The sequence below is a fragment of the Rhodococcus sp. P14 genome, assembly GCF_000256505.1.
Lineage (GTDB): Bacteria > Actinomycetota > Actinomycetes > Mycobacteriales > Mycobacteriaceae > Rhodococcus > Rhodococcus ruber.
Genome location: NZ_AJFC01000279.1, coordinates 1 through 24,726, shown reverse-complemented (window position 1 = coordinate 24,726; position 24,726 = coordinate 1). Strand labels below are relative to the sequence as shown.

Genomic DNA, 24,726 nt, shown 5'->3' with positions numbered 1-24,726 from the left:
CGACGAGCCGGGTCCGACGATCGGAAGGCTCGTCCACGTCGCGAATCGAACCTAACAGAGCCGGGGCGTGCCCGGGGGAAACGCATCCGGGCTCCGGCGCCGCCCGCGCGCGACCGAATGTCACATGCGATCGATGGAACCGACGCAATGTGACATTCGGCCGGGCAGGCGGGGCCGGGGTGAGTCCGCTACGCGCAGAACACCGTTCACACGGTGCAGAGCGGCTTGATCTCCTGTAGGCCCTCCGTGGTGGGCGAGGTGAGCATGAGGCAGCTGTTGTAGCCCTGCTGCTCGACCACCGACCGGATCTGTTGCCACGCGGCGGCGTCGACCACCGGTGACCGGGACAGGACGAACCCGGAAACCCGGGTCGGATCCCCCACGAGCGCCCACGAGTAGTCGTCCGCGAGGTAGCCGACGATGTAGTTGCTCGGCCCGTCCAGGGAATCCTGGGTCGGCACGCCGGGGAAGCTCACATGCAAGGAGGCGGTGTCGTTCACTCGCGCGTTGCCGACGATTCCGCGCCGCTCACCGGTGACGGTGGTGCACGAGTTCTCCACCCGCACGTTGCGCTCGTCGATCAGCGTGTAGTTCGCGGTGGTGTCGAGCACGCAGTCGAGATTGAAGGGCGCGGGATTGGCGGCCAGTTGATACCAGGTGCCCATGTACCGGTTCACGTCCAGCTCCGCCACCGGGGTGAGCGGAGCTGCCTGCGCCGGTGCCGCCGTGAGGGCGGCGCCCGCGGCGGCCAGAGCGGCCGCCGCGAGGCCTCGGATCGTTCGTCTCACGTCACTCCTCGGGTGCTACCGGCTCACTGCTGCGGCGCCGGCGGCATCAGGACGGTGTCGATGAGGTAGACGGTCGCATTGGCCGTCTCGATACCGCCGCAGATGACGTTGGCGTCGTTGACCTTCCATTCCTCGCCGCTACCGGTCACCTCGACCGTACCGCCCTGGACCGTGGTCTGGGTGCCTTCGATGTCCGACGGCGGGATCTGACCCGGCACCACGTGGTAGGTGAGGATGCTGGTGAGGGTGGCCGTGTCGGTCTTCAGGCTCTCGATGGTGGCCGGATCGATCTTGGCGAAGGCGTCGTCGACCGGCGCGAACACGGTGAACTCGCCACCGTTGAGCGTGTCGACCAGGTTCACCTCGGGGTTGAGCTGACCCGACACCGCTGCGGTCAGGGTCGTGAGCTCCGGGTTGTTCGACGCAGCGACGGCCACCGGCTCCTGCGCCATACCCTCGATCGAGCCCGGCCCGGTCGGTACCGCGGCCGCGTAGGCGTCACAGCCCGGGCCGACGAGGCCCGACGCCATGGCGTCCTCGGAGGTGGTCGGCGACATCGCCGACGTGGCGTTCTCCATCGCCGACGTGGCCGACGTCGCCGTCGAGGAACCGGAGTCGTCGGACGAGCACGCCGCGACACCCATCATTGCCATCGCGCCGATTCCGACTGCCGCCAAGCTCTTTCGCGTGTTGATAACCATGGCCCTCTTCCCTTCGGTGTCGTGATCCGTGCGACCACGTCGGTCAGGTGTGTCATCTGCCATTCGGCACGGCCGGGAGGGCGGATGGGTGGGTGTGGAGAATTTTTTTCGACCCATCCGATTCGGGCCACGCTCCGAACACCGGGCATGGAGATCGCATCGAACCGGCCCCGCGCTCACGTGCTGGTTCTGCCAGGTGGCAAGCCGGTCAGCACCTCCGCCGCCCGGCCGTGGCACCTGTCCGCGCTGCGGATGACATTGCTGACCGAGTCCCTGCGGTCCCGGCTGAGCATGTACGACATCACCGTCGGCCAGGTGCACTACACCTACCGCGGCTGGAACGGGGACCGGATGAGTCCCGTCCACGATGCCCTGCGGGCCCTCGACGAGGTGCGCCGGCGGCGCGGTGACGTCCGGATCGGGCTCGTCGGTCACTCCATGGGCGGACGGGTCGCGGCCCACCTCGCGGCCCAACCGGGCGTCGGGGCCGTCGTCGCGCTGGCACCGTGGTGGCCCGAGGACGACGGCGCGCTCGTCCCGCCCGAGCGACGACTCCTGGTCGTGCACGGCACCGCCGACACGTGGTGCGATCCGCGCGTGAGCGCGGTGCAGACGGCCCGGGCCCGCGGCCGCGGCGTCGACGCCCAGTTCCGGCCGCTGGCGGGCGGCGGGCATTTCCTGCTCACCAAGCCGGGCTGGTGGCATGCCGTCACCGCCGAGTTCCTGCGCGAATCCCTGGCCCCGGCCGGCCGGGGCGCCGGAGGCGACCATGCCTGACGCCGCACACCGTTCCGCAGCTCCCCGGCTTTTCCGGAGGTGACCGCCGTGCTCGATTCGACCCTTGCCTCACCCCCCGGCCCCGGCCGCCCGGGCGGTCCGCCGGAGGATCGCTTGAGCCGCCCGAATCGCCCGACTAGGCTTTCGCTCGATGAGCGGACAGAGCCGATGACCGGCGTCGGCGGACGTACCGACACACTCGACGCGTTGCTCGCGCGCGTAGCGGCGCAGGATGCGGCTGCATTCGCCGAGTTCTACGACCTGACCCGTGCCCGGGTGTACGGCATGATCCTGCGGGTCCTGCGCGATCCCGGCTACAGCGAGGAGACCGCGCAGGAGGTCTACCTGCAGGTCTGGCGGTCGGCCTCCGGGTTCGACGCCGCGCAGGGTTCGGCGCTGTCCTGGCTGATCACCCTGGCGCACCGCCGCGCCGTCGACCGGGTGCGGTCCGAACAGTCCGGGGCCGACCGCGAGGCCCGCTACGGCGCGAGCAACGTCGACTCGGCGTTCGACGTCGTCAGCGAGGAGGCGGCCCGGCGCGAGGATCGGCAGCAGGTCACCCACTGTCTGGGCACACTGACCGATCTGCAGCGGCGGTCCGTCGAACTGGCCTACTACGGCGGCCTGACGTACCGCGAAGTGTCCGAACAACTTTCGGTCACGCTACCGACCGTAAAATCGAGAATCCGCGACGGACTACTCCGTCTACGCAAATGTCTGGGGGTGCAGGGCGATGAGGAGTGAGGCCCGGCCCGGTTTCGGCGATTCCGACCGCGAACTGATCGACCTCGCGGTCGTGTATGCGCTCGATGCGGTATCCGACGCCGAGCGCCGCGACATCGAGGCCCGGGTGGCCGGAGCCGATCCCGAAGTGGTGACGGCGTTCGACCGGGAGACGGCGGCCGTGCGGGAGACGATGGCGGTCGTGTCGGCGTCGACGGCCTCCGAGCCGCCTGCACGTCTGCGTGAGCGCCTGCTCGACGCGGTCGCGGCCGAGTCCGGTCCGCCTGCCGCACCGGTCTCGCTGGACGAGCGGCGCAACCGGCGACGTAACTTCCTGCTCACCGCGGCGGCCGCGATCCTGATCGCCGTGGGTGGATTCGCCGTTGTGACCCAGCTGCAGGAGAAGACCGCGACCACTTCGGAGCAGGTGTTCGCGGCGGAGGACGTGCGCACCACCTCGGGTGAGATCGAAGGCGGCGGAGTCGCCACGGTGGTGTACTCGAAGGAAGCCGACGCCGGTGTTCTGGTGATGAACAACGTGACACCGCCCGCCGAGGGCAGTGTCTACCAGATGTGGCTGATCACCCCCGAAGGCCCGGAATCCGCGGGCATCATGGACGCCGAGGCGGTGGCGCCGTCCACCACGGCCGTCCTCGAGGGTGTCGGGCATTCGACCGCGCTGGCCTTCAGCGTCGAACCGCCGGGTGGGTCGACGCAACCGACGCAGATCTTCGCACAGTTGCCGCTGGGCTGACCCGCCGGACGGACCTGTCCGCCGCGGTGCGGCAGGTCGACGCAGCCGCGGTGCGGCAGGTTAACGCAGCCGCGGTGAGGCAGGTCGACACAGCCGCGGTGCGGCAGGTCAACGCTGTGCCGATCGGACCAGTTCGATCAGAAGGGAGCGCAGGGTGCCGGGGTCGGACACCACCGCCGTCGGCTGCGCATCGGTGCGTTCGAGTTCGATCATCGCCCGATACAGCTCGTTCCCCGACTCGGTGATCTGTACGCGCATGCGCCGCTCGTCGGCGGGGTCGACGGCGCGCGTGACGAGGCCGGACCGCTCGAGGTGCTCGACGGTCCGGCTCATCGTCTGGTCGGTCACCCGGCAGGCCCGGGCCATCTCCCGCTGGGAGCGGGGTCCGTCCGCGATCGTGTGCAGGGCGACCAGGCCGGCGTGGGTGAGGCCGTGCGCGCGCAGAGTCGATTCCCAGGCCTGTTCCACCAGCCGGGCGGCCGTGGACAGCAGCCGGCCGGTCGGCCAGCTCTCGAGATCGTCGCTCATGAGATACCTTTTCACTATTGTTCAGCTAGCTGAGTAATTTGGGCTCGGCGTAGTCGCATTCTCCTGGAGGAAGATTGAACACCGTCACCGCGCCGGCTCGTTCACCTCGCCGCATCCGCTGGCTGCTGCCCGCGCTGCTGCTCATCGCGTGGCTCGCGATCGCGGGCGCCGGCGGCCCCTTCGCCGGCAAGCTCAGCGAGGTCCAGCAGAACGACAACAGCTCCTTCCTCCCGGCGTCCGCGGAATCCACCCGGGCGGGCGAACTCTATGCGGACTTCACCGACACCCGGTTCGTGCCCGCGATCGTCGTCGCCGAACGCCCGTCCGGCATCACCCCCGACGACCTCGCCTACCTCGCGGGAGCGTCCGCCGGCCCGCCGCCGGTTCCGTCGCAGGACGGTCAGGCCGCACGGCTGATCGTGCCCGTCGACAGCACCGGAGAGGTCGGCGAGGCCGTCGACGAGTTGCGCGCGGAGCTCGCGAACCCACCCGAGGGGCTGACGGTCCTCGTCACCGGACCCGCCGGGCAGATCGCGGACCTGACGACGGCATTCGAGGGCATCGACGGCCTGCTGCTGCTGGTCGCCGGCGGCGTGGTCCTGCTGATCCTCGTCGTCGTCTACCGCAGTCCGCTGCTGCCGTTCGTGGTGATCCTCTCGGCGGTGTTCGCCCTCGCACTGGCGAGCCTGCTGGTGTACCTGCTGGCCGACGCCGGCATCATCGCCCTCAACGGACAGAGCCAGGGCATCCTGTTCATCCTCGTCTTCGGTGCCGCGACCGACTACGCGCTGCTCCTGGTGTCCCGATACCGCGAGGAACTGCGCCTCGAGCAGGACCGGTTCGCCGCGATGCGCACCGCGTGGCGGGCGACGCTGGAGCCCATCGCGGCGTCGGCGGGCACCGTCATCGCCGGCGTGCTGTGCCTGCTGCTGTCCGACCTGACCTCCAACCGCGGCCTCGGCCCCGTCGCCGCGATCGGCATCGTCGCCTCGTTCGTCGCCTCCATGACCTTCCTGCCGTCCGCGCTCGTGCTGCTCGGCCGCGCCGCGTTCTGGCCCAAGCGGCCCACCGTCGACCCCGACGCCGATCGCGACGACCTCGCCTCGGCGCACCGGTTCTGGAGCGCCCTCGCCCGGAAGGTCGGCGCCCACCCGCGCCGGATCTGGGTCGTGTCGAGCATCGTGCTCGTCGGCTTCGCGATGCTGCTGCCCCAGTTCGAGGCCGACGGCGTCGCGCAGTCCGAGATCTTCCTGCTCGAGACCGAGTCCGTGACCGGCCAGGAGGTGCTCGGCAGGCACTTCGATGCGGGCACCGGATCGCCCGCGGTGATCATCACCCGTGAGTCCGCGGCGGGCGACGTCGCCGCCGCCGCCCGCATCGAGGGCGTCACCGAGGTGGTACCGGTGACCGGGCCGGACGGCGCGACGACCGTCGTCGACGGCCGCGTCGCGCTGCAGGCGACCCTGTCGGACCCGGCCGACTCGCTGGCCGCCGAGGACACCGTCGAACGCATCCGCGACGCGGTGGCCGGGATCCCGAACGCCGAGGCGCTGGTCGGCGGCAACTCGGCGGTGGACCTGGACACCAAGAACACCGCCACCCGCGACCGCACGGTCATCATTCCCGTCGTCGTCGCCGTGGTGCTGCTGATCCTCGTCCTGCTCCTGCGCGCGATCGTCGCCCCGGTGCTGCTGATGCTGACGGTCGTCGTGTCCTTCGCCGCCACCCTCGGGGTGTCGTCGCTGGTCTTCGACCACCTGCTCGGGTTCCCCGGCGCCGACCCGGTGGTGCCGCTGTTCGGCTTCGTCTTCCTCGTCGCGCTGGGTATCGACTACAACATCTTCCTGATGACGCGGGTGCGGGAGGAGAGCGCGCGCGTGGGCACCCGGCGTGGCACGCTGCGGGCCCTGACCGTGACCGGTGGTGTGATCACCTCGGCGGGCATCGTCCTGGCCGCGACGTTCTCGGCACTGGCGGTGATCCCGCTGCTGTTCCTCGCCCAGATCGCGTTCATCGTCGCGTTCGGCGTGCTGCTCGACGCCCTGCTGGTCCGGTCGCTGCTCGTTCCCGCCCTGACCATCGACATCGGCAAGCGGGTGTGGTGGCCGAGCGCGCTCTCCCGCCGCGAACCCGAGAACCCCGGCTAGACGGACCCGGCTAGACGGACCCGGGTTGCCGCCCGTCGTCGTGCTCGGGTGGAATCGGAGCGGGCGCGGTGCGGAACCCGGGGGATCCCCTCCGGCCGTATCGCCGGACCGAGAAGGAGACAGATCGATGCAGATCCAGCTCAACAAGGACAGCCACATCCAGATCGACGACGACATCGCCGACCGCCTCGAGAGCGAGCTCGCGTCCGCGGTCGAGCGGTTCGCCGACCGGATCACCCGGCTCGAGATCCACCTCAGCGACGAGAACGCCGGGAAGTTCGGCACCACGGACAAGCGGTGCCTCCTCGAGGCCCGCATCGCGGGTCAGCAACCGATCGTCGTCACCCACAACGCCGGCTCGGTGAAGGAAGCGTTCGACGGTGCCGTCCACCGCCTGCGCAGCCTGCTCGATTCCAAGCTCGGCCGCTCGAGCGACCACAAGGGCGGTCCCTCCATCCGCCACATGGGCGTCGAGGAGTAACCGGCCGCGACCCGGAATCCGCTCGGGAACCACCGGGCGGATTCCGTCGCGCGAGTCACGCGCGACGGCTCAGTCCACCTCGTGCTCGGCCGGGTCGACCGGAGACTCGGCCACGGCCCGGAACCGGGCGAGGTCCTCGGGGTGGTGCCCCGGCTCGGCGGCCACGGACTCGACGAGCAACCGCAGTTGCCGCTCGAGCTCCGGTACGTGCTCGTCCCGGTCGGCGGCCCGCACATGGTCGGTCAGCATGCGCAGCACCCGCGCGACCGCGGTGGCCACGTGCAGTTGCCGCGGACACGCCTGCCGGATCTGCTCGAAGGCGTGCTCGACGTACTCCGGCGGGGACAGCATCCACGGGCGCAGCAGCACCCGGCCGTCGGCGCCGGCGACCGACAGCGGCGGCACCTCGGCGGTCAGGAGCGTCCGCAGCAGACTGCCGATGCGCAGGACCACCTCGGTCGCGGTGGTGGGGTCGTTGATCGCCGAACTGAGAGCGCGCAGGCCGATGTCGACCAGCTGGCGCAGCGCGAAATCCACGTCCTGCTGCATGGTGCGGGTGTCGGAGATCTCCACGGCGGCCTCGAGCCGGCGACGGACCCTGTCGGCACGGTCCGGGACCGGCCACACGCGCAACAGCACTTCGCCGCGATGGATGTAGGCGCCGGGACGCGTTTCCAGGCGCACCACCGTCGACGGGGGTACCGACGCGAGAAGATGCTCGGTCGGCGCCTGGGTCACCCAGCCGTCCCGGACCGCCGGAACCGTCATGATCGCGTCGGAAGCCGGCCGGGACACCGCCGCGGCCGGGCGTTCCGTGCGGCTCTCCCGAACCGCTGCGTCGAGCACCCCGTCCGCTTCGGTGGCGATCGTGCGCACCACCTCACCGACCTGCAGTCCGTGCGCGAGCCTGTCGAGATAGGCGACGATCAGGACGACGGTTGCCACCGTCAGCACCAGGGCCACGGTCATCGACACCCCCGGCGCCGGTTCGGCAGCCTCGGCTCCCACGTGCCGCAGCGTCAGCACGCAGTAGACGAACGTCGCCACGAGCATGCCGATCACCGTCTGGCTCACGCGGTCCCGGATGAACGAGCGCATCACCCGGGGCGAGAACTGGCTGCTGGCCAGCTGCAGGCTGACCACGGTCAGTGAGAACACCACCCCCGCCGTGGTGATCGTCGCGCCCGCCACGGTACTGAGCAGCCACGTCGCGCCGTTGCTGTTCATCTGCACGGCCCACCCCGCGACGTCGGTGGGGAGGGTGCGGTCGAGGTACGCGGTCACCTCGGCGAGGATCACCCCGGCAGCGACGATCAACGTCGGCAGCGCGAACAGGCTCTCGCGAAATCGGTACGCGGCAGCCGCCATACGCAGCTGCGGCAGCGGTCTCGGACGGGCACTCATACCCGTCGACGCTATCCGCTGACCAGCGTCCGGTCTCGGAACCCGCGGGCACTGCGCCGCCGGGACCCGCACCGGCGTGTAAAGAACTCGTCAGGACATCGACCGCGGGCATCAAGATTCCGTATGGATCGCCGTCGAGGGAAGCGCACGGTGCAACAGTGTGGTGCGGGGCGCCGATCGGCGCCTGATTCGTGTCTACGACAAGGGAAGACGACATGGCCGACGCCGCGTACGTGGTGCTGATCCTGGCTGGGTTCCTGGTGTGCGCTCTGGTCCTGCGTGCCCTGCACGCGCGAGGGGCGAACCGATGACCTGGGCGGGCGCGGCGAGTGTCGCGCTCGTCGTGATCGCGGTGGCACTCGTGGCGTACCTGCTGATCGCGCTGCTCGATCCGGAGAGGTTCTGACGATCCGATGACTCCAGCTGTTGCCGCGGGACTGCAGATCGCCCTGGTCGTCGCAGTCCTGGCATTGGCATACGTTCCGCTCGGTGACTACATGGCGAGGGTCTACACGACCGACACCGACCTCCGGTGGAAGGACCTGCGGATCGAGTCGCTGATGTACCGGGTGTGCCGGATCGATCCCCGCGCCGAGCAGACCTGGTACGGATACGCCGCAAGTGTGCTCGGCTTCTCCCTGGCGAGCGTGCTCTTCTTGTATCTCCTGCAGCGCGTTCAAGGCATCCTGCCGCTGAGCAACGGGCTGGCGGGGGTGAGCCCGGCCGTAGCGTTCAACACGGCCGTCTCGTTCGTCACCAACACCAACTGGCAGTCCTACGTGCCCGAGACGACGATGAGCCCACTCACCCAGTCCGCCGGGCTCGCGGTGCAGAACTTCGTCTCGGCGGCGGTGGGGATGGCGGTCGTGACCGCCCTGATCCGTGGTCTGGTGCGCGTCGGACGCGGCGGCGAGATCGGCAACTTCTGGGTGGACCTGGTCCGCGGGACCCTGCGGATCCTGCTACCGCCGGCATTCGTGATCGCCCTGATCCTGCTGAGCCAGGGCGTGATCCAGTCGTATCGCAGCGGCTTCACCGCGACCGGACTGGACGGCGACACGGTCACGAACGCGCTCGCACCGGTTGCCTCGCAGGAGGCGATCAAGGAACTCGGCACCAACGGCGGCGGCGTCCTCGCCGCGAACTCGGCGCACCCGTTCGAGAATCCCACCCCCGTCACCAACATCGTCGAGATCCTCGCGATCCTGCTGATCCCGGTGGCGCTGACGCGCACGTTCGGCACGATGATCGGCAACCGACGGCAGGGCCTGACCGTCCTCGGCGTGATGGCGGTGCTCTACGGCACCGTCCTGGCGGTGGCGCTGGCCGCCGAATCCGGTACGCGGGGTGTGGCGGCGAACGCCGCCGGCGCGATGATGGAGGGCAAGGAAGTCCGGTTCGGGATTCCCGGTTCGGTGCTGTTCGCGGTGTCGACCACCGGCACGAGCACCGGTGCGGTGAACTCGGCGCACGACAGCATGTCCCCGCTGGGCGGCGGGGCCGTTCTGCTGAACATCCTGCTCGGCGAGATCGCGCCCGGCGGCGTCGGCACCGGCCTGTACGGCATGCTGGTGCTCGCGGTGCTCGCCGTGTTCGTCGGGGGCCTGCTCGTTGGGCGCACCCCCGAGTTCCTCGGTAAGAAGCTGCGCAGGCGCGAGATCACCCTTGCCGCGCTGACGGTCCTGGTCATGCCGGCCCTGGTACTCGTCGGCACCGGAATCACGGTGATCCTCTCGCCCACCACCGGTTATCTCGGCAACTCCGGGGACCCGGGCACGCCGGGCGCGATCCACGGCTTCACCGAGGTGCTCTATGCCTATGCCTCGGCGTCGAACAACAACGGCAGCGCGTTCGGCGGACTGACCGTCACGAGCGATTGGTTCCAGTCCTCGCTGGGGATGTGCATGCTGCTCGGGCGGTTCCTGCCGATCGTGTTCGTCCTGGCTCTGGCCGGCTTGCTCGCCTCCCAGCGGCGCACCCCGGCCGGGGCGGGCACGCTGCCCACCACCGGTGTGGCATTCGCCGGGCTGCTCACCGGAACCGTCGTACTGGTTGCGGCTCTCACCTTCTTCCCGGCCCTGGCCCTGGGCCCCGTCGCGGAGGCACTGCATTGACCGTCGATGTCCATTCCCACCGGGAGACGATCGCCTCCCGCCCGCATCGTGTCGGCGGGGGCGTGTTCAGCCCCCGTCAGCTGGCAGACGCCCTGCCGGGAGCGATCCGCAAGCTCGATCCCCGGCATGTGGCGCGGAATCCGGTGATGTTCGTCGTGCTGGTCGGGTCGGCGGTCGCCACCGTCGCGGCCATCGTCGAACCCACCCTGTTCGCCTGGTCGATCGCGGCGTGGCTGTGGTTCACCGTGCTCTTCGCCAACCTCGCCGAGTCGGTCGCCGAGGGACGCGGCAAGGCGCAGGCGGCGAGCCTGCGAAAGGTCAAGCAGGACACGGCAGCCCGGCGCCTCACCGGTCCGGCCGCCGAGGAATCCGTATCGGCCGCCGAGCTGCGCGTGGGCGATCTCGTCGTGGTGGAGACCGGTGGGACGATTCCCGGGGACGGCGACGTGATCGAGGGCATCGCCACGGTCGACGAGTCGGCGATCACCGGAGAATCCGCCCCGGTGATCCGCGAGTCGGGCGGCGACCGGTGCGCCGTCACCGGCGGCACCACCGTGCTCTCCGACCGCATCGTCGTGCGGATCACCGCCCCACCCGGGCAGACCTTCGTGGACCGGATGATCGCTCTCGTCGAAGGCGCCGCCCGGCAGAAGACCCCGAACGAGATCGCCCTGAACATCCTTCTCGCGGCGTTGACGATCGTGTTCCTGCTCGCGGTGGTCGCGATCGCTCCGATGAGCGCGTATGCCGGTGTCGAGCAGGGACCGGTCGAACTGATCGCGCTGCTGGTGTGCCTGATACCCACCACGATCGGAGCCCTGCTGTCCGCGATCGGCATCGCCGGCATGGATCGGCTGGTGCAGCGCAACGTGCTGGCCATGTCCGGCCGTGCCGTGGAGGCCGCCGGGGACATCGACACCCTGCTGCTGGACAAGACCGGAACCATCACCTACGGCAACCGCCGCGCCACCGCACTGCACCCGGCTCCCGGCGTCACGGATGACGAAATGGCTTCCGCGGCAAGGATGTCGAGCCTGTCCGACGGTACCCCCGAGGGACGCAGCATCGTCGAACTCTGCGCCGAGCGGTACCACCTCGATCCGGGGCCGTCGGACGCCGAGCGCTCCGCCGAGTTCGTCGCCTTCACCGCGCACACCCGGATGAGCGGCCTCGACACCGTCGCCGACGCGGACACCCCGGTCCGAATCCGCAAGGGGGCCGCCGATGCGGTGAGCCGCTGGGTGGCCGAGGAGGGCGGACGGACGCCCGACGCGGTGAGCGCCGTCGTCGACGACATCGCCCGCGTCGGCGGAACGCCTCTGGTGGTGGCCCGGTGCGACGCCCGGGGCGCGTCGGTGGTCGGCGTCGTCGAACTGTCCGACGTCGTCAAACCGGGCATGGCACGGCGGTTCGCACAACTGCGCGCGATGGGCATCCGCACGGTGATGATCACCGGGGACAACCCGCTCACCGCGCGGGCGATCGCGGCCGAGGCGGGGGTCGACGACTACCTGGCCGAGGCGACTCCCGAGGACAAGCTGGCGCTGATCCGCTCGGAACAGCAGGGCGGACGGCTGGTCGCGATGACCGGCGACGGAACCAACGACGCGCCCGCCCTGGCACAGGCCGACGTCGGGGTGGCGATGAACACCGGCACCTCCGCGGCCAAGGAGGCGGGGAACATGGTCGACCTCGACTCCGATCCGACGAAGCTGATCGAAGTGGTCGAGATCGGCAAGCAGCTGCTCATCACGCGCGGGGCACTGACCACCTTCTCCCTGGCCAACGACCTGGCGAAGTACTTCGCGATCCTGCCCGCCCTCTTCAGCGGGATCTATCCGCAGCTGGCGGGGTTGAACATCATGGGTCTGGCCACCCCGCAGTCCGCGATCCTGTCGGCGGTGATCTTCAATGCCCTGGTGATCGTGGCGCTGATACCGCTGGCCCTGAAGGGTGTGCGGTACCGGCCGGCGAACGCGTCGTCGCTGCTGGGGCGGAATCTGCTCGTCTACGGCCTCGGTGGGGTGATCACCCCGTTCGTCGGGATCTGGCTGATCGACCTCGTGGTGCGTCTGGGAATCGGGTGACACGGATGGGATTCGGGAACTTCTTCGCAGGATTGATCCGGCAGGTGCGGGCCGGCCTGCTGATGCTGGTCGCACTGACCGTGATCGTCGGAGCGGCCTATCCGGCGACGGTATGGGTGGTGGGACGACTCGGTGCGGCGAGCGCCGAGGGTTCGGCGCTGACCGACGCGAACGGGTGCGTGGTCGGCAGCCGGCTGATCGGCGTCGATCCGCAGGTCGCCGTCGGTGAGCCCGACCCGTTCTTCCACACGCGCGTCGTCGGCTCGGTCGCCGGCGGGGACGCATTCACCCCGGGCGACCCGGCCGCCGCCCTGCCGTCCAACCAAGGCCCCGGCAGCGAGGTGCTGGCCGCCTTCGTCGACGAGCGGCGTGCGGCGATCGCCGCACGCGAGCAGGTGCCGCCGCAGGCCGTTCCCGTCGATGCGGTCACCGGATCCGGCTCCGGCGTCGACCCCCACATCTCCCCTGCCTACGCCGCGGTGCAGGTGCCGCGGGTCGCGCGGGTCACCGGCATCCCCGAGCAATGGGTCCGCGAGCTGGTCGCCGCGCACACCGAGGGCCGGCAACTCGGGTTCCTCGGCGCCGAACGAGTGAACGTGCCCGAGCTGAACGTGGCCCTGGGACTGACTGCACCCGACTGCGACGAGGTCCCCTCGGGTGGATGATGGCGTCGTGACCGGTACCGCACGCACCGCCGTCCCCGAGGCGTCGCGCCGGGGACGGCTGCGGATCTACCTCGGTGCCGCCCCCGGCGCGGGAAAGACGTTCGCCATGCTGGGGGAGGCCCATCGGCGAATCGGCCGAGGCACCGACGTGGTGGTGGCGATCGTGAACACGCACGGGCGGGCGCGCACCACCGAGCAGCTGGCCGGCCTCGAGATCGTCCCGCCACGGCGGATGACGTACCGCGACACCGTGTTCGACGAACTCGACCTCGACGCCGTGCTGGCCCGCCGGCCGGCGGTCGCCCTGGTCGACGAGCTCGCCCACACCAACGTGCCGGGCAGCCGGCACACCAAACGCTGGCAGGACGTCGAGGAACTGCTCGACGCGGGCATCGACGTCCTGTCCACGGTCAACATCCAGCACCTCGAGTCCCTCAACGACGTCGTCGAGCAGATCACCGGCGTGGTGCAACGCGAGACCGTGCCCGACGACGTCGTACGGCGCGCCGACCAGGTCGAGCTCGTCGACATCACCCCGCAGGCGCTGCAGCGGCGTCTCGCGCACGGCAACGTCTACGCGCCGGAGAACGTCGATGCCGCGCTGCGCAACTACTTCCGCGAAGGGAACCTGACCGCCCTGCGCGAGATCGCCCTGCTGTGGCTCGCCGATCAGGTCGACCTTGCGCTCGCGAAGTACCGCGGCGAACACGCCATCACCGACACCTGGGAGGCCCGCGAGCGCGTCGTCGTCGCCGTCACCGGCGGGCCCGAATCGGAGACCCTGGTGCGCCGGGCCAGCCGCATCGCCGCCAAGGCGAGCGCGGAGCTGATGGTCGTGCACGTCGTCCGGGGCGACGGCCTCACCGGTGTCTCGGCGCCGCAGATGGGAAAGGTCCGGACCCTCGCCGCGAGTCTGGGCGCCAGCCTGCACAGCGTCGTCGGCGACGACGTGCCCACCACGCTGCTCGACTTCGCGCGGGAGGTGAACGCGACCCAGCTCGTGCTCGGCACGTCGCGGCGCCCGCGATGGGCCCGCATCCTCGACGAGGGCATCGGGGCGGCGGTCGTCCGCGACTCCGGCAGGATCGACGTGCACATGGTGACCCACGAGCACACGGCCCGAGGCCCGAAGATGGCGTTGCTGGGCCGCCACGAGCGGCGACTGCAGTCCTGGATCGCGGCAGCCGTCATCCCCCTCGTCGCGACCGCCCTGATGGCCGTGATCGACCGCCTCACCGGGGTGGCCGGCCAGAACGCGTTGTTCTTCGTCGTCGTGCTCGCCGTCGCCCTGTTCGGCGGAATCGGCCCCGCCGTCGTCGCGGCCCTGCTGTCCGGCCTGCTGCTCAACTTCTTCTTCACCGAACCGCGCTACAGCTTCACCATTGCCGAACCGGACAACTTCGTCACCACCGTGGTGCTGCTCGTCGTCGCCGTGGCGGTCGCCGCGCTGGTCGACGCCGCCGCGGCCCGGGCCCGCGAGGCGCGGCTCGCCGCGCAGGAGGCCGAACTGCTCGCCCTGTTCGCCGGCGCTGTGCTGCGCGGCGCGAACGTCCACAGCTTGCTCGACAAGGTCCGCGAGACCTACGGGCAGTCCGGTGTCGCGATCCTGCGTTCCGAGAACGGCCGCCGCCACGTCGTCGACCGCACCGGAACCACTCCGCCCGCCTCGGTCGACGAGGCCGATACCGTGTGCGAGATCGACGACGGCCGTCTTGCGCTACTGCTGTCCGGCCCAGGATTGCGACCCCGCGACCGCCGGATCCTCACCGCGGTCACCGGGCAGATCGCCGGGTTGATCCGCCAGGACGAACTCACCGCCGAAGCGGCGAAAGCCTCGGCCCTGGCCGAAACCGACCGTCTACGGCGGCTGTTGCTGTCGGCGGTGAGCCACGACCTGCGCACCCCGCTCGCCGCCGTCAAGGCCGCCGTGTCCAGTCTGCGCAGTACCGACGTCGAATTCTCCGCCGAGGACACCGCGGAGCTGCTCGCGACGATCGAGGAGTCCACCGACCAGCTCACCGCCCTCGTGTCGAACCTGCTCGACTCCTCTCGGCTCGCGGCCGGGGTGGTCACGCCCGTCCTGCAGCCGCTCTACCTCGACGAGGTGCTGCACCGGGCCGTGGTCACGCTCTCGAGCGGCGGCCCGGACGCCGCCCGCCGGGTGCGCGAACGACTCGAGGTCGACGTCGGCGACACGATGGTCGAGGCGGACAGCGGCCTGCTCGAACGAATCCTGGCCAACCTTCTCGACAATGCCCTGCGCTACGCGCCGACCGGCCCGATCCGGGTCGGTGCCGTCACTTCCGGTGACCGCACCACCGTCACCATCGCGGACTGCGGTCCCGGCCTCGGATCCGGCGACGCCGGCAACGTCTTCCCACGAATCGGCGACCACCGCAGCGGCGGGGCGGGGCTCGGATCGACCGTCGCGCGAGGATTCGCCGAAGCGATGAGCGGAACCGTCACCACCACCGAGACACCCGGCGGCGGGACGACCATGGTCGTCGAACTCGCGTCCGCGCAGCCGAGGGTGCCGCGATGACCCGCATACTCGTCGTCGACGACGAACCACAGATCCTGCGCGCGTTGCGCATCAACCTCACCGCACGCGGGTACGAGGTGATCACCGCCGGTGACGGACGCTCCGCCCTGCGGGCCGCCGCCCAGCAGCGTCCCGACGTGATCGTCCTCGACCTCGGACTACCCGACCTCGACGGGATCGAGGTGCTCGCCGGGCTGCACGGCTGGTGCACCGCCCCGGTCATCGTCCTCTCGGCACGTACCGATGCCCTCGACAAGGTGGCCGCTCTCGATGCCGGAGCCGACGACTACGTCACGAAGCCGTTCGGGATGGAGGAGTTCCTCGCCCGCATCCGCGCCGCGGTCCGCCGAGCCGGCACCATCTCGGGCACGACCGAACCGGCGATCGACACCGACGACTTCACCGTCGACCTCGCCGCGAAGAAGGTCACGCGCGACGGCGCACCGGTTCACCTGACTCCCACCGAGTGGGGGATGCTCGAGGTGCTGGTGCGCAACCGCGGAAAGCTCGTCGGGCAGCGCGAACTGCTGGAAGAGGTGTGGGGACCGTCCTACACGACCCAGACCCATTACCTGCGGGTGTATCTCACGCAGCTGCGGCGCAAACTCGAGCCCGATCCCGCCCATCCCCGGCACCTGCTCACCGAGCCGGGGATGGGATACCGCTTCGAACCTTGAGGCAGACCGCCCGAGTCGAAGTCGACGGTCCGAGCGGCACAGGACGGACGGCACAGGGCGGACGGCACGGGGCGGACGGCACGACGGATTCGCACCGAATTGTCGGTTCCGACCGGTACGAGGTCCTGCGCGGCGCTACCGTCGACGCATGTCAGCGGACGTTGCTGCGGCACCTGCGGCGCACCCCCACCTGTCTGCCCGGCCCCGCGGCCGCCTGAACTCGGTCCCGCACGTGGCGGGCCTGACCCTCGGGATCTTCGCCCTCGCGGTGGCGCTGTGGTCGCTCTCCCCCACCCTGCGCTACTTCGTCCACACCCCACGCGAATACGTCGACACCTACCTGTTCGACGCCCCCGACACCAGCCTGTCGTATGCACTGGTGCTCGGTCTGCTCGCGGCGGCCCTGGCCAGTCGCAAGCGGATCGCATGGTGGATTCTCACCGTGTACCTGGCCGGATTCGCGATCTACAACGGGTACGTGGCGGTGTCGGAGCGCGATATCGGCGCGGCGATCGGTCTCGTGGTGCAGGTCGCGGTGGTGGGGATCCTGCTCGCGGCGTACCCGGAGTTCTACACGCGGGTCCGTCGCGGCGCGGTGTGGAAATCGCTGGGTGTCCTCGTCGCCGGCCTGGCCGTCGGGACACTGATCGGGTGGGGCCTGGTGGAGCTGTTCCCCGGCACCCTGCCGTCCGACGAGCGGTTGCTGTGGGCGGTCAACCGGGTCACCGCCCTGTCCCTGCTCGACAACGATCAGTTCAGCGGGCGCCCACACGGATTCGTCAACACCCTGCTCGGCCTGCTGGGGGCGCTGGCGCTGATCGCGGCGGTGATCGTGCTGTTCCGGTCGCAACGGGCGACCAACGCACTGACCGGGAACGACGAATCCGCCATCCGGGGCCTGCTCGAGCGGAACGGCGACGATTCGCTGGGCTACTTCGCGACCCGGCGCGACAAGGCGGTGGTCTTCGCGCCCAGCGGTAAGGCCGCGGTGACCTACCGCGTGGAGGTCGGGGTGTGTCTCGCCAGTGGGGATCCCATCGGAAATCCGGAGGCGTGGCCGCACGCGATCGACGAGTGGCTCGCGCTCGCCCGGGGGTACGGCTGGGCGCCGGCGGTGATGGGGGCGAGCGAGGCCGGCGCCGGCGCCTATCGCCGGGCCGGTCTGTCGGTCCTGCAACTCGGCGACGAGGCCGTTCTCCACACCACGGGGTTCTCGCTGTCCGGCCGGGAGATGCGGCCCGTACGCCAAGCCGTGACGCGTGCGCACAAGCAGGGCGTGACGGTGCGTATCCGCCGGCACCGGGACGTTCCCGAGGCCGAAATGGCGCAGGCGATCCGCCTTTCCGACGACTGGCGCGACACCGAGACCGAACGCGGATTCTCGATGGCGCTCGGCCGGCTCGGGGATCCGCTCGACGGCCGGTGCGTGCTCGTGGAGGCGACGGTTTACGGCGAGGTGGTGGCGTTGCTGTCCCTCGTCCCGTGGGGCGCCGACGGGGTCTCGCTCGATCTGATGCGGCGGAATCCGCAGGCCCCCAACGGTGTCGTGGAGATGATGGTGTCGGAACTCGCTGCTCACGGCGGCGAGTTCGGGATCACCCGGATCTCGTTGAACTTCGCGGTGTTCCGCTCGGTGTTCGAGGAGGGCGCACGGATCGGCGCCGGTCCGGTGCTGCGGCTGTGGCGTTCGGTGCTGGTGTTCTTCTCCCGCTGGTGGCAGCTCGAGGCGCTGTACCGGTCCAACGTGAAGTACCAGCCCGAGTGGGTGCCCCGGTTCCTGTGCTTCGCCGACAACCGGGTGCTGCCCCGGGTCGGGATCGCGTCGGCGATCGCCGAGGGCTTCCTCACGCTGCCCAGCTTCGGCCGGGAGCGGAGCGCCCGCCGCCACACCGGAACCCAGACGTCCGCTCCTCCGGCGCTCGTCGAGACCGGCGCCCTGCGTGACGACGGCGGCGCCCCCGCCACCCTGCCGGCGCCGGAGTCGCGCACCGGACCCCGCCGTCCGGAGCAGGTGCGGGTGCGGATGGCGAAGCTCGAACGGCTCGAGGAGGCGGGCGTCGACCCGTATCCGGTGGCGAACCCGCCGTCGCACACCTGCGCGGCGACGGTGACCGCACCCGAGGGCACCGCGGTGCGGATCGCCGGTCGTATCCTGCGACTCCGCGACTTCGGCGGCGTGCTGTTCGCGGTGCTGCGGGACTGGTCGGGGGACGTGCAGATCCTGGTCGACCGCACCCGCGTCGGCGGCCGCCGGTTCGTGTTCGACCTCGGCGACCTCGTCGAGGTGAGCGGGGTGACGGGCCGCAGTCGCAGCGGCGAGCTCTCGGTGCTCGCGGAGGACTGGCGGCTCGACGGCAAGTGCCTGCACCCGCTGCCCGACAAGTGGCGCGGCCTGACCGATCCGGAGGCTCGGGTGCGGCAGCGGTACGTCGACCTCGCGATCAACCGCACCGCGCGCCGGTTGCTCGCGGCGCGTAGCGCGGTGGTGCGGTCGCTGCGCGAGCAGCTGCAGGCGCGGGGCTACCTCGAGGTGGAGACCCCGATCCTGCAGCCCGTGCACGGCGGCGCCAACGCCGCCCCCTTCACCACCCACATCAACGCCTACGACCTCGACCTGTACCTGCGGATCGCACCCGAGCTGTACCTCAAACGCCTGTGCGTGGCGGGCATGGAACGGGTCTTCGAGATCGGCCGGGTGTTCCGCAACGAGGGGGCGGACTTCAAGCACAATCCGGAGTTCACGATTCTCGAGGCCTACGAGGCGCACGCGAACTACGAGGTCATGCGGGTGCTGGCCCGCGAGCTGATCCAGGCCGCGGCCGTCGCGGCCCACGGGCGTGCGGTGATCGTCCGGCCCGGCCCCGACGGGACGCCCGTCGAGATCGACATCTCCGGCGAGTGGCCGGTGAAGACGTTCCACGGGGCGGTCTCGGACGCCCTCGGCACCGAGATCGACGCGCAGACCCCGGTCGAGGAGTTGCGCCGGCTGTGCGACGAGCACGAGATCCCGTACAGCCCCGAGTGGGACGCCGGTGCCACGGCGCAGGAGATGTACGAGCACCTCGTCGAATCCCGCACCGAATTCCCCACCTTCTACACCGACTTCCCCACCTCGGTGTCGCCGTTGACGCGCCCGCACCCGACGAAACCGCTCGTCGCGGCGAAGTGGGACCTCGTCGCCTGGGGGATCGAACTCGGCACGGCCTACAGCGAGCTGACCGACCCGATCGACCAGCGGGCCCGGCTCACCGAGCAGTCGCTGCTCGCCGCGGGGGGCGACGAGGAGGCGATGGAACTCGACGAGGACTTCCTGCAGGCGCTCGAACACGCCATGCCGCCCACCGGGGGTCTCGGCATGGGGGTCGACCGGATCGTCATGCTGATCACGGGCGGCAGCATCCGCGAGTCCCTCGCCTTCCCCCTCGCCAAGCCCCGCGCACGCCGGTGAGCACCCCGGTTTCACGTGAAACACCGGGTCGACCGAGCGCGCGATCGGTCGTCGTGCGATCGTGGTGACGTGCAGCTTCTCCTGATTCGACACGCCCTACCCGAGATCTCCCGGGTCAGCGAGGGACGCGCCGACCCGTCGCTGACCGAGGAGGGCCGCGCCCAGGCCGCGCGGCTGCCGACCGCGCTCGAGCCCTACCGGATCGCGCGGGTGTTCAGCAGCCCGCAACGCCGCGCCCTGGAGACGGCGGCGCCGCTCGCCGAGGCCCGCGGGCTTCCCGTCACCCGGCTCGAGGGCCTGGCGGAGTACGACTACCACCTCGACCACTACATTCCGTTCCACCTCGCGCAGGAGCTTGCCCCGGACGCCGTGGCACGCATCCGCGCAGGTCACCTCCCCGACTTCGTAGATGCGGACAAATTCCGCACCCGCGTTCTCGCCGCCACCCAGCACATCGTCGACACCTGCGCGCACGACGACACCGTCGCCGTGTTCGCCCACGGCGGCGTCGTCAACGTCCTGCTCCAGGACCTGCTCGGGCTCGACCGGCCGCTGATGTTCCCCATCGAGTACACATCGGTGACCCGCATCCTCGTCTCCCGCAACGGTGCCCGGCGGGCGGCCTCGGTCAACGAGACCGGGCACGTGCGCGACATGCTGCGCGTCTGATCCGTTCGCCGCAACCGGTGTGAACCGGCTCGGATCCGGGTATCGGTACGACGTGGGCGGAACCGCGACGAGGCGGCCGCCGCGAGGGCGTGGCAGCCGGGCGGAAGGTAGCCGTCGGGCCACGACCGCCGGCCGGTGTCGACGACGCCGGGCCCCCGAGATTCGACGAGCAGGAGATTGCCATGATGAGAGCTCTGACCTTCGCCGCCGGTGCCGCCGTGGGCTTCGTGCTGGGCACCAGGGCCGGGCGTGAGACCTACGAGAAGATGCGCGATCAGTCCGTTCAGCTGTGGAACAAGCCCGAGGTACAGCAGAAGGTCACCGAAGCGAAGGAGACCGTGCAGGAGAAGGCGCCCCAGGTGCAGGAGAAGGCCGGCGACCTGGCGAAGAAGGCCGCCGAGAAGGCGAACATCTCGGGCGGCGGCAACATGGCACCCGACGCCGCCGGCGGCGGGCCGGCCGTGACTCCCCCGGCCGCGGGCGCACCGATCGTCCCGCCTCCGAACGAGGGCAAGCACTCCCTCTAGCGGCCGGACGCAGACCGGCCCGGTGCCGCATCGGGTGAATTCCGGTGCGGTACCGCCGGGTGTAGTCGCGTTCCGAACGGGTACTCCGACCGCGTACAACGGAACGGCTCACCCCGACACGATCCCCCGATCGACACAGGAGGCGACATGACGCGACCCGACGGCGACGGCGACCCCGCCACCGCGGACACCGACAGCGGGTCCCGAGGTGCCGACGACGACGTCCTGTCCGATCCGGCCGAATGGGCCGGGGAAGGCGGCGCCACCGACGAGGGCCCGTCCACCGACGTCGAGAACGGCTGAGATCAGGCGCGCGCCGTCCGGGTTCGCAGCCGCTCGGCCCACTGCTCGGCGTCGTCCATACCGATCACCAGGGCGTCGCGCGCGTGTCCCGACAGTTCGACGCGCAGGGCGGGCTGTCCGCGCCGCACGGCGACGAGTTCGTTGCGTCCCCGCGCGCGCCAGGTGCCGATCTTGCGGGCACCCGGCAGCCCGAGGCCGGGAGCGCGCATTCCTCGCGTCGCGGCGAGACCGTCGGCGTGGACCTCGACGTCCCGGATGGCATCCAGGGGGACGTCGACGTCGCGGATCAGTCCCGCGATCTTCTCGAAGCGCGTGAAGCGCAGCGTCAGGACTCCGTGGTCGATGCTCAGCGTCGTCATGGCTCCCATTGTTCTCATTGCTGAGAACAATGTCAATCGTGGGAACATTGACGGGTGGGAGGAGACATGACCACCGCGGAACTGCTGTTGCATCCGGTGCGCCTGCGGATCGTCCAGGCGCTGCTCGGCGACCGCACCGCCACCACCGCGCAGCTACGTGCCCTCATCGACGACGTTCCCGCCGCCACCCTCTACCGGCAGATCGCGACGCTCACCGGCGCCGGAGTCCTCGACGTCGTCGCGCAGCGCCGCGTCCGCGGCGCGGTCGAACGCACCTACCGTCTCGTCGCCGAACGCGCGCACATAGACGGGCAGGAGGCGGCGACGATGAGCGCCGAGGACCATCGGCGTGCCTTCCTCGCCTTCACCGCGCAGCTGCTCGCCGACTTCGACGCGTACCTCGACGATCCCGAGCGACGGGATCCGGCCGAGGACGTCGTCGGATACAGGCAGGCAGCCCTCGATCTGACCGACGAGGAGGCCCTCGCCCTGGTCACCGAGATGCGGCAGCTGCTGACGCGCTACCTCGAGCTGGGCCCCGGCCCGGGCCGGCGCCGGCGGCTGCTGAGCACCGTCGTCGTACCGGCCCGCGACGTGTCGGGTCAGGAATCCGGGGAGCCATGACCGGCCGGCTCGGTCGTACCGGCTACGCGACGGCCGTGAGCGGATGGATCACCGGCGCCGCCGCGAGGTGCTCCCCCACCGTCGCCAGGGCGGACGTGACGTGCCGGGAGGTCATGTGCGCGTCGAGCGCCTCCTGACCCGACCAGACCTCGACCGTCACGAATGTGCCTGGCGCCGAGCCGGATTCGAAAAGTTCGTACGAGACGCAGCCGTCCTCGTCGCGACTCGCCGCGGCCAGCGCCACCAGCGCGCCCCGCACCGCGTCCTCCGAACCGGGCTTCGCCGGAATGGTCGCCACCACACGCAGTTCCGTCATTTCTCGACGGTACCGCGCGCGGCTGCCGTGCACGAGCGGCTCGGACGAGGAAGATGGTGCCCATGAGATCGCGGATCGCGGAGATGCGTCGATGGCGCGCAGGGACAGTGGTCCATCAGCGCCTGCACGACCTGACCGGGACGCTCGTCGTGGTCACTGGGGCGGGCAGCGGTATCGGCCGCGCGACGGCACGGGCGTTCGCCGACGTGGGGGCGATCGTCGTGGTCGCCGACCGCAACGTCGACACCGCCCGCGACACCGCCGAGCTGCTCAACGCGCCCCTCCCCGGCGCCGGGGGCTCGCGAGCGGTCTTCGGTGGCGGTGCGCACGCCTACGAACTCGACGTCGCCGACGAGGAGCAGGTGCGGCGGTTCGCCGCGACGGTCCGTTCCCAGCACGGCGTGCCGGACGTGGTCGTCAACAACGCCGGAATCGGCGTGATCGGCACGTTCACCGCCACCCCGCAGGAGACGTTCGAGCACGTCATGGACGTCAACTTCTGGGGCGTGGTGTACGGGTGCCGGGCGTTCGGGGACCAGATGCTCGAGCGCGGCACCGGCGGGCACATCGTCAACGTCGCCTCGGCGGCCGCGTTCACCCCGCAGAAGAGCCTCGTCGCCTACTCGACGAGCAAGGCCGCGGTCCTGATGTTCACCGAGTGCCTGCGGGCGGAACTGATGGTCCACGGGATCGGGGTGAGCGCGATCTGTCCGGGGCTCGTGGGCACGAACCTGGTTCCCGGTGCCGAGATGGTGGGCCTCGGCGCACCGGAGCAGCGCACGCTCCGCGAGCGGGTCACGGCGCTGTACCGCACGCGCAGCTATCCGCCGTACAAGGTCGGCGAGGCGATCGTCGCCGCGGTGCGGCACAACCGGGCACTGGTGACCGTGACGCCGGAAGCGAAGACCCGGCGGTGGGTGAGCCGCCTCGCCCCGGAGGCGATGCGATTCGGTGCCCGCTTCGAGCCGGACCGCTGAGCGCCGCGCGTCCCCGCCCGTGCGCGGCGAACTCGATCGTTGTCGGCGGCGGCCACGCACCGCTCAGGAGATGACCGTGGACGGGTACCGCCGTGCCCGGAACCGTGGTCACCGGGGAGAGCCGGACCGGGCGGTGGGGCCTCTCCGGGCGGAGTCCCGGCTCGGGCCTGCCCGTAACCTGACCCTGTGCCGGATCGTCCGATTCTCGTCAGTGCCTGCCTGGCCGGCGTGCCGTGCCGGTACAACGCGGAGGCCCGGCCGGACGAGGACGTGGTCGCCGACGTGGCCGCCGGACGCGCGATCGCCGTGTGTGCGGAGGTGCTGGGCGGGCTTCCCACGCCGCGCCCACCCGCCGAGATCGTCGGCGGCGACGGTCGAGACGTCCTCGCCGGCCGAGCACGCGTCGTCACCGACACCGGAGCGGACATGACCGATCCGTTCGTCCGTGGGGCCGAGATCGTCGCCGGGATCGCCGCCGAGCACGACGTGCGCGAGGCGGTCCTGCAGGCACGCAGTCCCTCCTGTGGCTGCGGAGCGATCTACGACGGAACGCATTCGGGGACCGTGACCGACGGCGACGGCGTGCTCGCCGCTCTGCTCGCCGCGCGCGGCATCACCGTGCGCGCGCGACGCGGCTCGCGGACCTGACGGCCCGTCAGACCTTGGAAGCCAGCCAGTTCCGCAGCCACGTCGTGGCCGAGGTGCCGTTCGGTTCGACCGCGTAATTGGTGTAGTCCTGGTGGATCTGCGACTCGTAGAACTTCCGGATCTTGATCTCGCGCTCGTCGTTGGCCTGCTCGGTGAGCTGGGACTGCAGGATGGGGAGCCCGCCCGCGCTCATCAGATCCAGGTAGATCGCGTCGGCCTCGGCACGGTACCGGTCGACGGCGGACGGGTCGCCCCCGGAGGCCATCGCGAGGAAACCCGCAGCGCGGGTGACGAAATCGTCCTTGGGTGTCGAGCAGTACAGGTCGCCGACGGCGCAGAAGGTGCGGACGTCGCCGCTGACGAACCCGAACCCGCCGATGCGGGGCCCGCCGGCGCCGTTGCCCGCGACGGGCGGTCCGATCAGGATGTCCGCCTCGGAACGACGGGGGTCGGAGAGCAGGCCGACC

At 70.6% G+C, this 24,726-nt stretch carries 24 protein-coding genes and 1 pseudogene; 18 read left to right on the top strand and 7 right to left on the bottom strand.

Features of this window, described 5'->3' with window-relative positions:
• Positions 1–206: 206 nt before the first annotated feature.
• Both OEY_RS0119630 and OEY_RS0119625 read right to left on the bottom strand, forming a co-directional pair.
• The gene (locus OEY_RS0119630; protein WP_010595511.1) at positions 207–788 is read right to left on the bottom strand and encodes a lipocalin family protein; all 582 of its coding nucleotides are present in this window, start codon (positions 786–788) and stop codon (positions 207–209) included.
• 23 nt (positions 789–811) lie between these two features.
• The gene (locus OEY_RS0119625; protein WP_237713766.1) at positions 812–1,435 is read right to left on the bottom strand and encodes a fasciclin domain-containing protein; all 624 of its coding nucleotides are present in this window, start codon (positions 1,433–1,435) and stop codon (positions 812–814) included.
• Between the two features lie 201 nt (positions 1,436–1,636).
• Between OEY_RS0119625 and OEY_RS0119620 the strand changes: the two genes are divergently transcribed.
• From OEY_RS0119620 to OEY_RS0119610, 3 genes are all read left to right on the top strand, one after another.
• A complete protein-coding gene (locus tag OEY_RS0119620) occupies positions 1,637–2,266 on the top strand; it encodes an alpha/beta fold hydrolase (RefSeq protein WP_010595508.1) in 630 nt (209 codons plus the stop codon).
• 168 nt (positions 2,267–2,434) lie between these two features.
• On the top strand, positions 2,435–3,010 hold the full coding sequence (locus OEY_RS0119615) for a sigma-70 family RNA polymerase sigma factor (protein ID WP_010595507.1): 576 nt from the start codon (positions 2,435–2,437) through the stop codon (positions 3,008–3,010).
• Entirely contained in the window at positions 3,000–3,743 is a 744-nt protein-coding gene (locus tag OEY_RS0119610) for an anti-sigma factor (RefSeq protein WP_010595506.1), read from the top strand. Before OEY_RS0119615 ends, OEY_RS0119610 begins: the two co-directional genes overlap by 11 nt.
• A gap of 108 nt (positions 3,744–3,851) precedes the next feature.
• Here OEY_RS0119610 and OEY_RS0119605 read toward each other — a convergent pair whose 3' ends face one another.
• Positions 3,852–4,271 (bottom strand): MarR family winged helix-turn-helix transcriptional regulator, encoded by a 420-nt coding sequence (locus tag OEY_RS0119605; protein ID WP_010595505.1) that lies wholly within the window; start codon positions 4,269–4,271, stop codon positions 3,852–3,854.
• Between the two features lie 74 nt (positions 4,272–4,345).
• On the opposite strand from OEY_RS0119605, the gene OEY_RS0119600 reads away from it, so the two are divergent.
• Positions 4,346–6,418 carry an MMPL family transporter gene (locus tag OEY_RS0119600; RefSeq protein ID WP_010595504.1) on the top strand — a complete coding sequence of 691 codons (2,073 nt, stop codon included), beginning with the start codon at positions 4,346–4,348 and terminating at the stop codon, positions 6,416–6,418.
• A gap of 127 nt (positions 6,419–6,545) precedes the next feature.
• Positions 6,546–6,899, top strand: coding sequence for an HPF/RaiA family ribosome-associated protein (locus OEY_RS0119595; protein WP_010595503.1), 354 nt, complete (start codon positions 6,546–6,548; stop codon positions 6,897–6,899).
• 69 nt (positions 6,900–6,968) lie between these two features.
• On the opposite strand, the gene OEY_RS0119590 is transcribed toward OEY_RS0119595, so the two are convergent.
• Positions 6,969–8,267 carry a DUF2254 domain-containing protein gene (locus OEY_RS0119590; protein WP_010595502.1) on the bottom strand — a complete coding sequence of 433 codons (1,299 nt, stop codon included), beginning with the start codon at positions 8,265–8,267 and terminating at the stop codon, positions 6,969–6,971.
• 343 nt (positions 8,268–8,610) lie between these two features.
• Here OEY_RS0119590 and kdpF point away from each other — a divergent pair, with 343 nt between their 5' ends.
• From kdpF to OEY_RS30880, 10 genes are all read left to right on the top strand, one after another.
• A complete protein-coding gene (kdpF, locus tag OEY_RS0119580; protein ID WP_017681113.1) occupies positions 8,611–8,709 on the top strand; it encodes a K(+)-transporting ATPase subunit F in 99 nt (32 codons plus the stop codon).
• 7 nt (positions 8,710–8,716) lie between these two features.
• A complete protein-coding gene (kdpA, locus tag OEY_RS0119575) occupies positions 8,717–10,417 on the top strand; it encodes a potassium-transporting ATPase subunit KdpA (protein WP_010595501.1) in 1,701 nt (566 codons plus the stop codon).
• Complete coding sequence (gene kdpB / locus OEY_RS0119570; RefSeq protein ID WP_010595500.1) at positions 10,414–12,504, top strand: potassium-transporting ATPase subunit KdpB; 2,091 nt, start codon at positions 10,414–10,416, stop codon at positions 12,502–12,504. Before kdpA ends, kdpB begins: the two co-directional genes overlap by 4 nt.
• A 5-nt stretch (positions 12,505–12,509) precedes the next feature.
• Positions 12,510–13,169: a potassium-transporting ATPase subunit C gene (locus tag OEY_RS0119565; protein ID WP_010595499.1), complete on the top strand. Its 660-nt coding sequence runs from the start codon at positions 12,510–12,512 to the stop codon at positions 13,167–13,169.
• Between the two features lie 7 nt (positions 13,170–13,176).
• Positions 13,177–15,711 carry a sensor histidine kinase gene (locus tag OEY_RS0119560; protein WP_010595498.1) on the top strand — a complete coding sequence of 845 codons (2,535 nt, stop codon included), beginning with the start codon at positions 13,177–13,179 and terminating at the stop codon, positions 15,709–15,711.
• Positions 15,708–16,388 carry a response regulator gene (locus tag OEY_RS0119555; protein ID WP_010595497.1) on the top strand — a complete coding sequence of 227 codons (681 nt, stop codon included), beginning with the start codon at positions 15,708–15,710 and terminating at the stop codon, positions 16,386–16,388. The genes OEY_RS0119560 and OEY_RS0119555 overlap by 4 nt, the downstream gene beginning before the upstream one ends.
• Before the next feature lie 148 nt (positions 16,389–16,536).
• Positions 16,537–19,836 carry a bifunctional lysylphosphatidylglycerol synthetase/lysine--tRNA ligase LysX gene (gene lysX, locus OEY_RS0119550; RefSeq protein WP_029540123.1) on the top strand — a complete coding sequence of 1,100 codons (3,300 nt, stop codon included), beginning with the start codon at positions 16,537–16,539 and terminating at the stop codon, positions 19,834–19,836.
• A gap of 69 nt (positions 19,837–19,905) precedes the next feature.
• Positions 19,906–20,505: a histidine phosphatase family protein gene (locus tag OEY_RS0119545; protein WP_029540122.1), complete on the top strand. Its 600-nt coding sequence runs from the start codon at positions 19,906–19,908 to the stop codon at positions 20,503–20,505.
• Between the two features lie 182 nt (positions 20,506–20,687).
• Complete coding sequence (locus OEY_RS0119540; protein ID WP_010595494.1) at positions 20,688–21,032, top strand: YtxH domain-containing protein; 345 nt, start codon at positions 20,688–20,690, stop codon at positions 21,030–21,032.
• Between the two features lie 147 nt (positions 21,033–21,179).
• Complete coding sequence (locus OEY_RS30880) at positions 21,180–21,335, top strand: hypothetical protein (RefSeq protein WP_003936594.1); 156 nt, start codon at positions 21,180–21,182, stop codon at positions 21,333–21,335.
• Positions 21,336–21,337: 2 nt separating this feature from the next.
• On the opposite strand, the gene OEY_RS0119530 is transcribed toward OEY_RS30880, so the two are convergent.
• Positions 21,338–21,694: a hypothetical protein gene (locus OEY_RS0119530; RefSeq protein WP_010595493.1), complete on the bottom strand. Its 357-nt coding sequence runs from the start codon at positions 21,692–21,694 to the stop codon at positions 21,338–21,340.
• Between the two features lie 66 nt (positions 21,695–21,760).
• Here OEY_RS0119530 and OEY_RS0119525 point away from each other — a divergent pair, with 66 nt between their 5' ends.
• The gene (locus tag OEY_RS0119525) at positions 21,761–22,318 is read left to right on the top strand and encodes a helix-turn-helix domain-containing protein (protein WP_010595492.1); all 558 of its coding nucleotides are present in this window, start codon (positions 21,761–21,763) and stop codon (positions 22,316–22,318) included.
• Between the two features lie 22 nt (positions 22,319–22,340).
• Here the strand turns inward: OEY_RS0119525 and OEY_RS0119520 are convergent, their stop codons facing one another.
• On the bottom strand, positions 22,341–22,634 hold the full coding sequence (locus OEY_RS0119520) for a putative quinol monooxygenase (RefSeq protein ID WP_010595491.1): 294 nt from the start codon (positions 22,632–22,634) through the stop codon (positions 22,341–22,343).
• Between the two features lie 62 nt (positions 22,635–22,696).
• Between OEY_RS0119520 and OEY_RS0119515 the strand changes: the two genes are divergently transcribed.
• Complete coding sequence (locus tag OEY_RS0119515) at positions 22,697–23,611, top strand: SDR family NAD(P)-dependent oxidoreductase (protein WP_029540121.1); 915 nt, start codon at positions 22,697–22,699, stop codon at positions 23,609–23,611.
• A 186-nt stretch (positions 23,612–23,797) separates the two neighbouring features.
• Entirely contained in the window at positions 23,798–24,259 is a 462-nt protein-coding gene (locus OEY_RS0119510; protein ID WP_010595489.1) for a DUF523 domain-containing protein, read from the top strand.
• 7 nt (positions 24,260–24,266) lie between these two features.
• On the opposite strand, the pseudogene OEY_RS0119505 reads toward OEY_RS0119510, so the two are convergent.
• A pseudogene (locus OEY_RS0119505) lies at positions 24,267–24,726 on the bottom strand (cutinase family protein); the annotation flags it as partial.

What these genes read in the sequence shown, in the direction of transcription:
- OEY_RS0119615 (WP_010595507.1), top strand. Translation starts at nt 2,435, where the DNA reads ATGACCGGCGTCGGCGGACGTACCGACACACTCGACGCGTTGCTCGCG.
- OEY_RS0119520 (WP_010595491.1), bottom strand. Translation starts at nt 22,634, where the DNA reads ATGACGGAACTGCGTGTGGTGGCGACCATTCCGGCGAAGCCCGGTTCG.
- OEY_RS0119625 (WP_237713766.1), bottom strand. Translation starts at nt 1,435, where the DNA reads ATGATGGGTGTCGCGGCGTGCTCGTCCGACGACTCCGGTTCCTCGACG.
- OEY_RS0119565 (WP_010595499.1), top strand. Translation starts at nt 12,510, where the DNA reads ATGGGATTCGGGAACTTCTTCGCAGGATTGATCCGGCAGGTGCGGGCC.
- OEY_RS0119610 (WP_010595506.1), top strand. Translation starts at nt 3,000, where the DNA reads ATGAGGAGTGAGGCCCGGCCCGGTTTCGGCGATTCCGACCGCGAACTG.
- OEY_RS0119530 (WP_010595493.1), bottom strand. Translation starts at nt 21,694, where the DNA reads ATGACGACGCTGAGCATCGACCACGGAGTCCTGACGCTGCGCTTCACG.
- OEY_RS0119605 (WP_010595505.1), bottom strand. Translation starts at nt 4,271, where the DNA reads ATGAGCGACGATCTCGAGAGCTGGCCGACCGGCCGGCTGCTGTCCACG.
- kdpA (WP_010595501.1), top strand. Translation starts at nt 8,717, where the DNA reads ATGACTCCAGCTGTTGCCGCGGGACTGCAGATCGCCCTGGTCGTCGCA.
- OEY_RS0119595 (WP_010595503.1), top strand. Translation starts at nt 6,546, where the DNA reads ATGCAGATCCAGCTCAACAAGGACAGCCACATCCAGATCGACGACGAC.
- OEY_RS0119540 (WP_010595494.1), top strand. Translation starts at nt 20,688, where the DNA reads ATGATGAGAGCTCTGACCTTCGCCGCCGGTGCCGCCGTGGGCTTCGTG.
- OEY_RS0119590 (WP_010595502.1), bottom strand. Translation starts at nt 8,267, where the DNA reads ATGGCGGCTGCCGCGTACCGATTTCGCGAGAGCCTGTTCGCGCTGCCG.
- OEY_RS0119555 (WP_010595497.1), top strand. Translation starts at nt 15,708, where the DNA reads ATGACCCGCATACTCGTCGTCGACGACGAACCACAGATCCTGCGCGCG.
- OEY_RS0119620 (WP_010595508.1), top strand. Translation starts at nt 1,637, where the DNA reads ATGGAGATCGCATCGAACCGGCCCCGCGCTCACGTGCTGGTTCTGCCA.
- OEY_RS30880 (WP_003936594.1), top strand. Translation starts at nt 21,180, where the DNA reads ATGACGCGACCCGACGGCGACGGCGACCCCGCCACCGCGGACACCGAC.
- OEY_RS0119515 (WP_029540121.1), top strand. Translation starts at nt 22,697, where the DNA reads ATGAGATCGCGGATCGCGGAGATGCGTCGATGGCGCGCAGGGACAGTG.
- kdpF (WP_017681113.1), top strand. Translation starts at nt 8,611, where the DNA reads ATGACCTGGGCGGGCGCGGCGAGTGTCGCGCTCGTCGTGATCGCGGTG.
- lysX (WP_029540123.1), top strand. Translation starts at nt 16,537, where the DNA reads ATGTCAGCGGACGTTGCTGCGGCACCTGCGGCGCACCCCCACCTGTCT.
- OEY_RS0119525 (WP_010595492.1), top strand. Translation starts at nt 21,761, where the DNA reads ATGACCACCGCGGAACTGCTGTTGCATCCGGTGCGCCTGCGGATCGTC.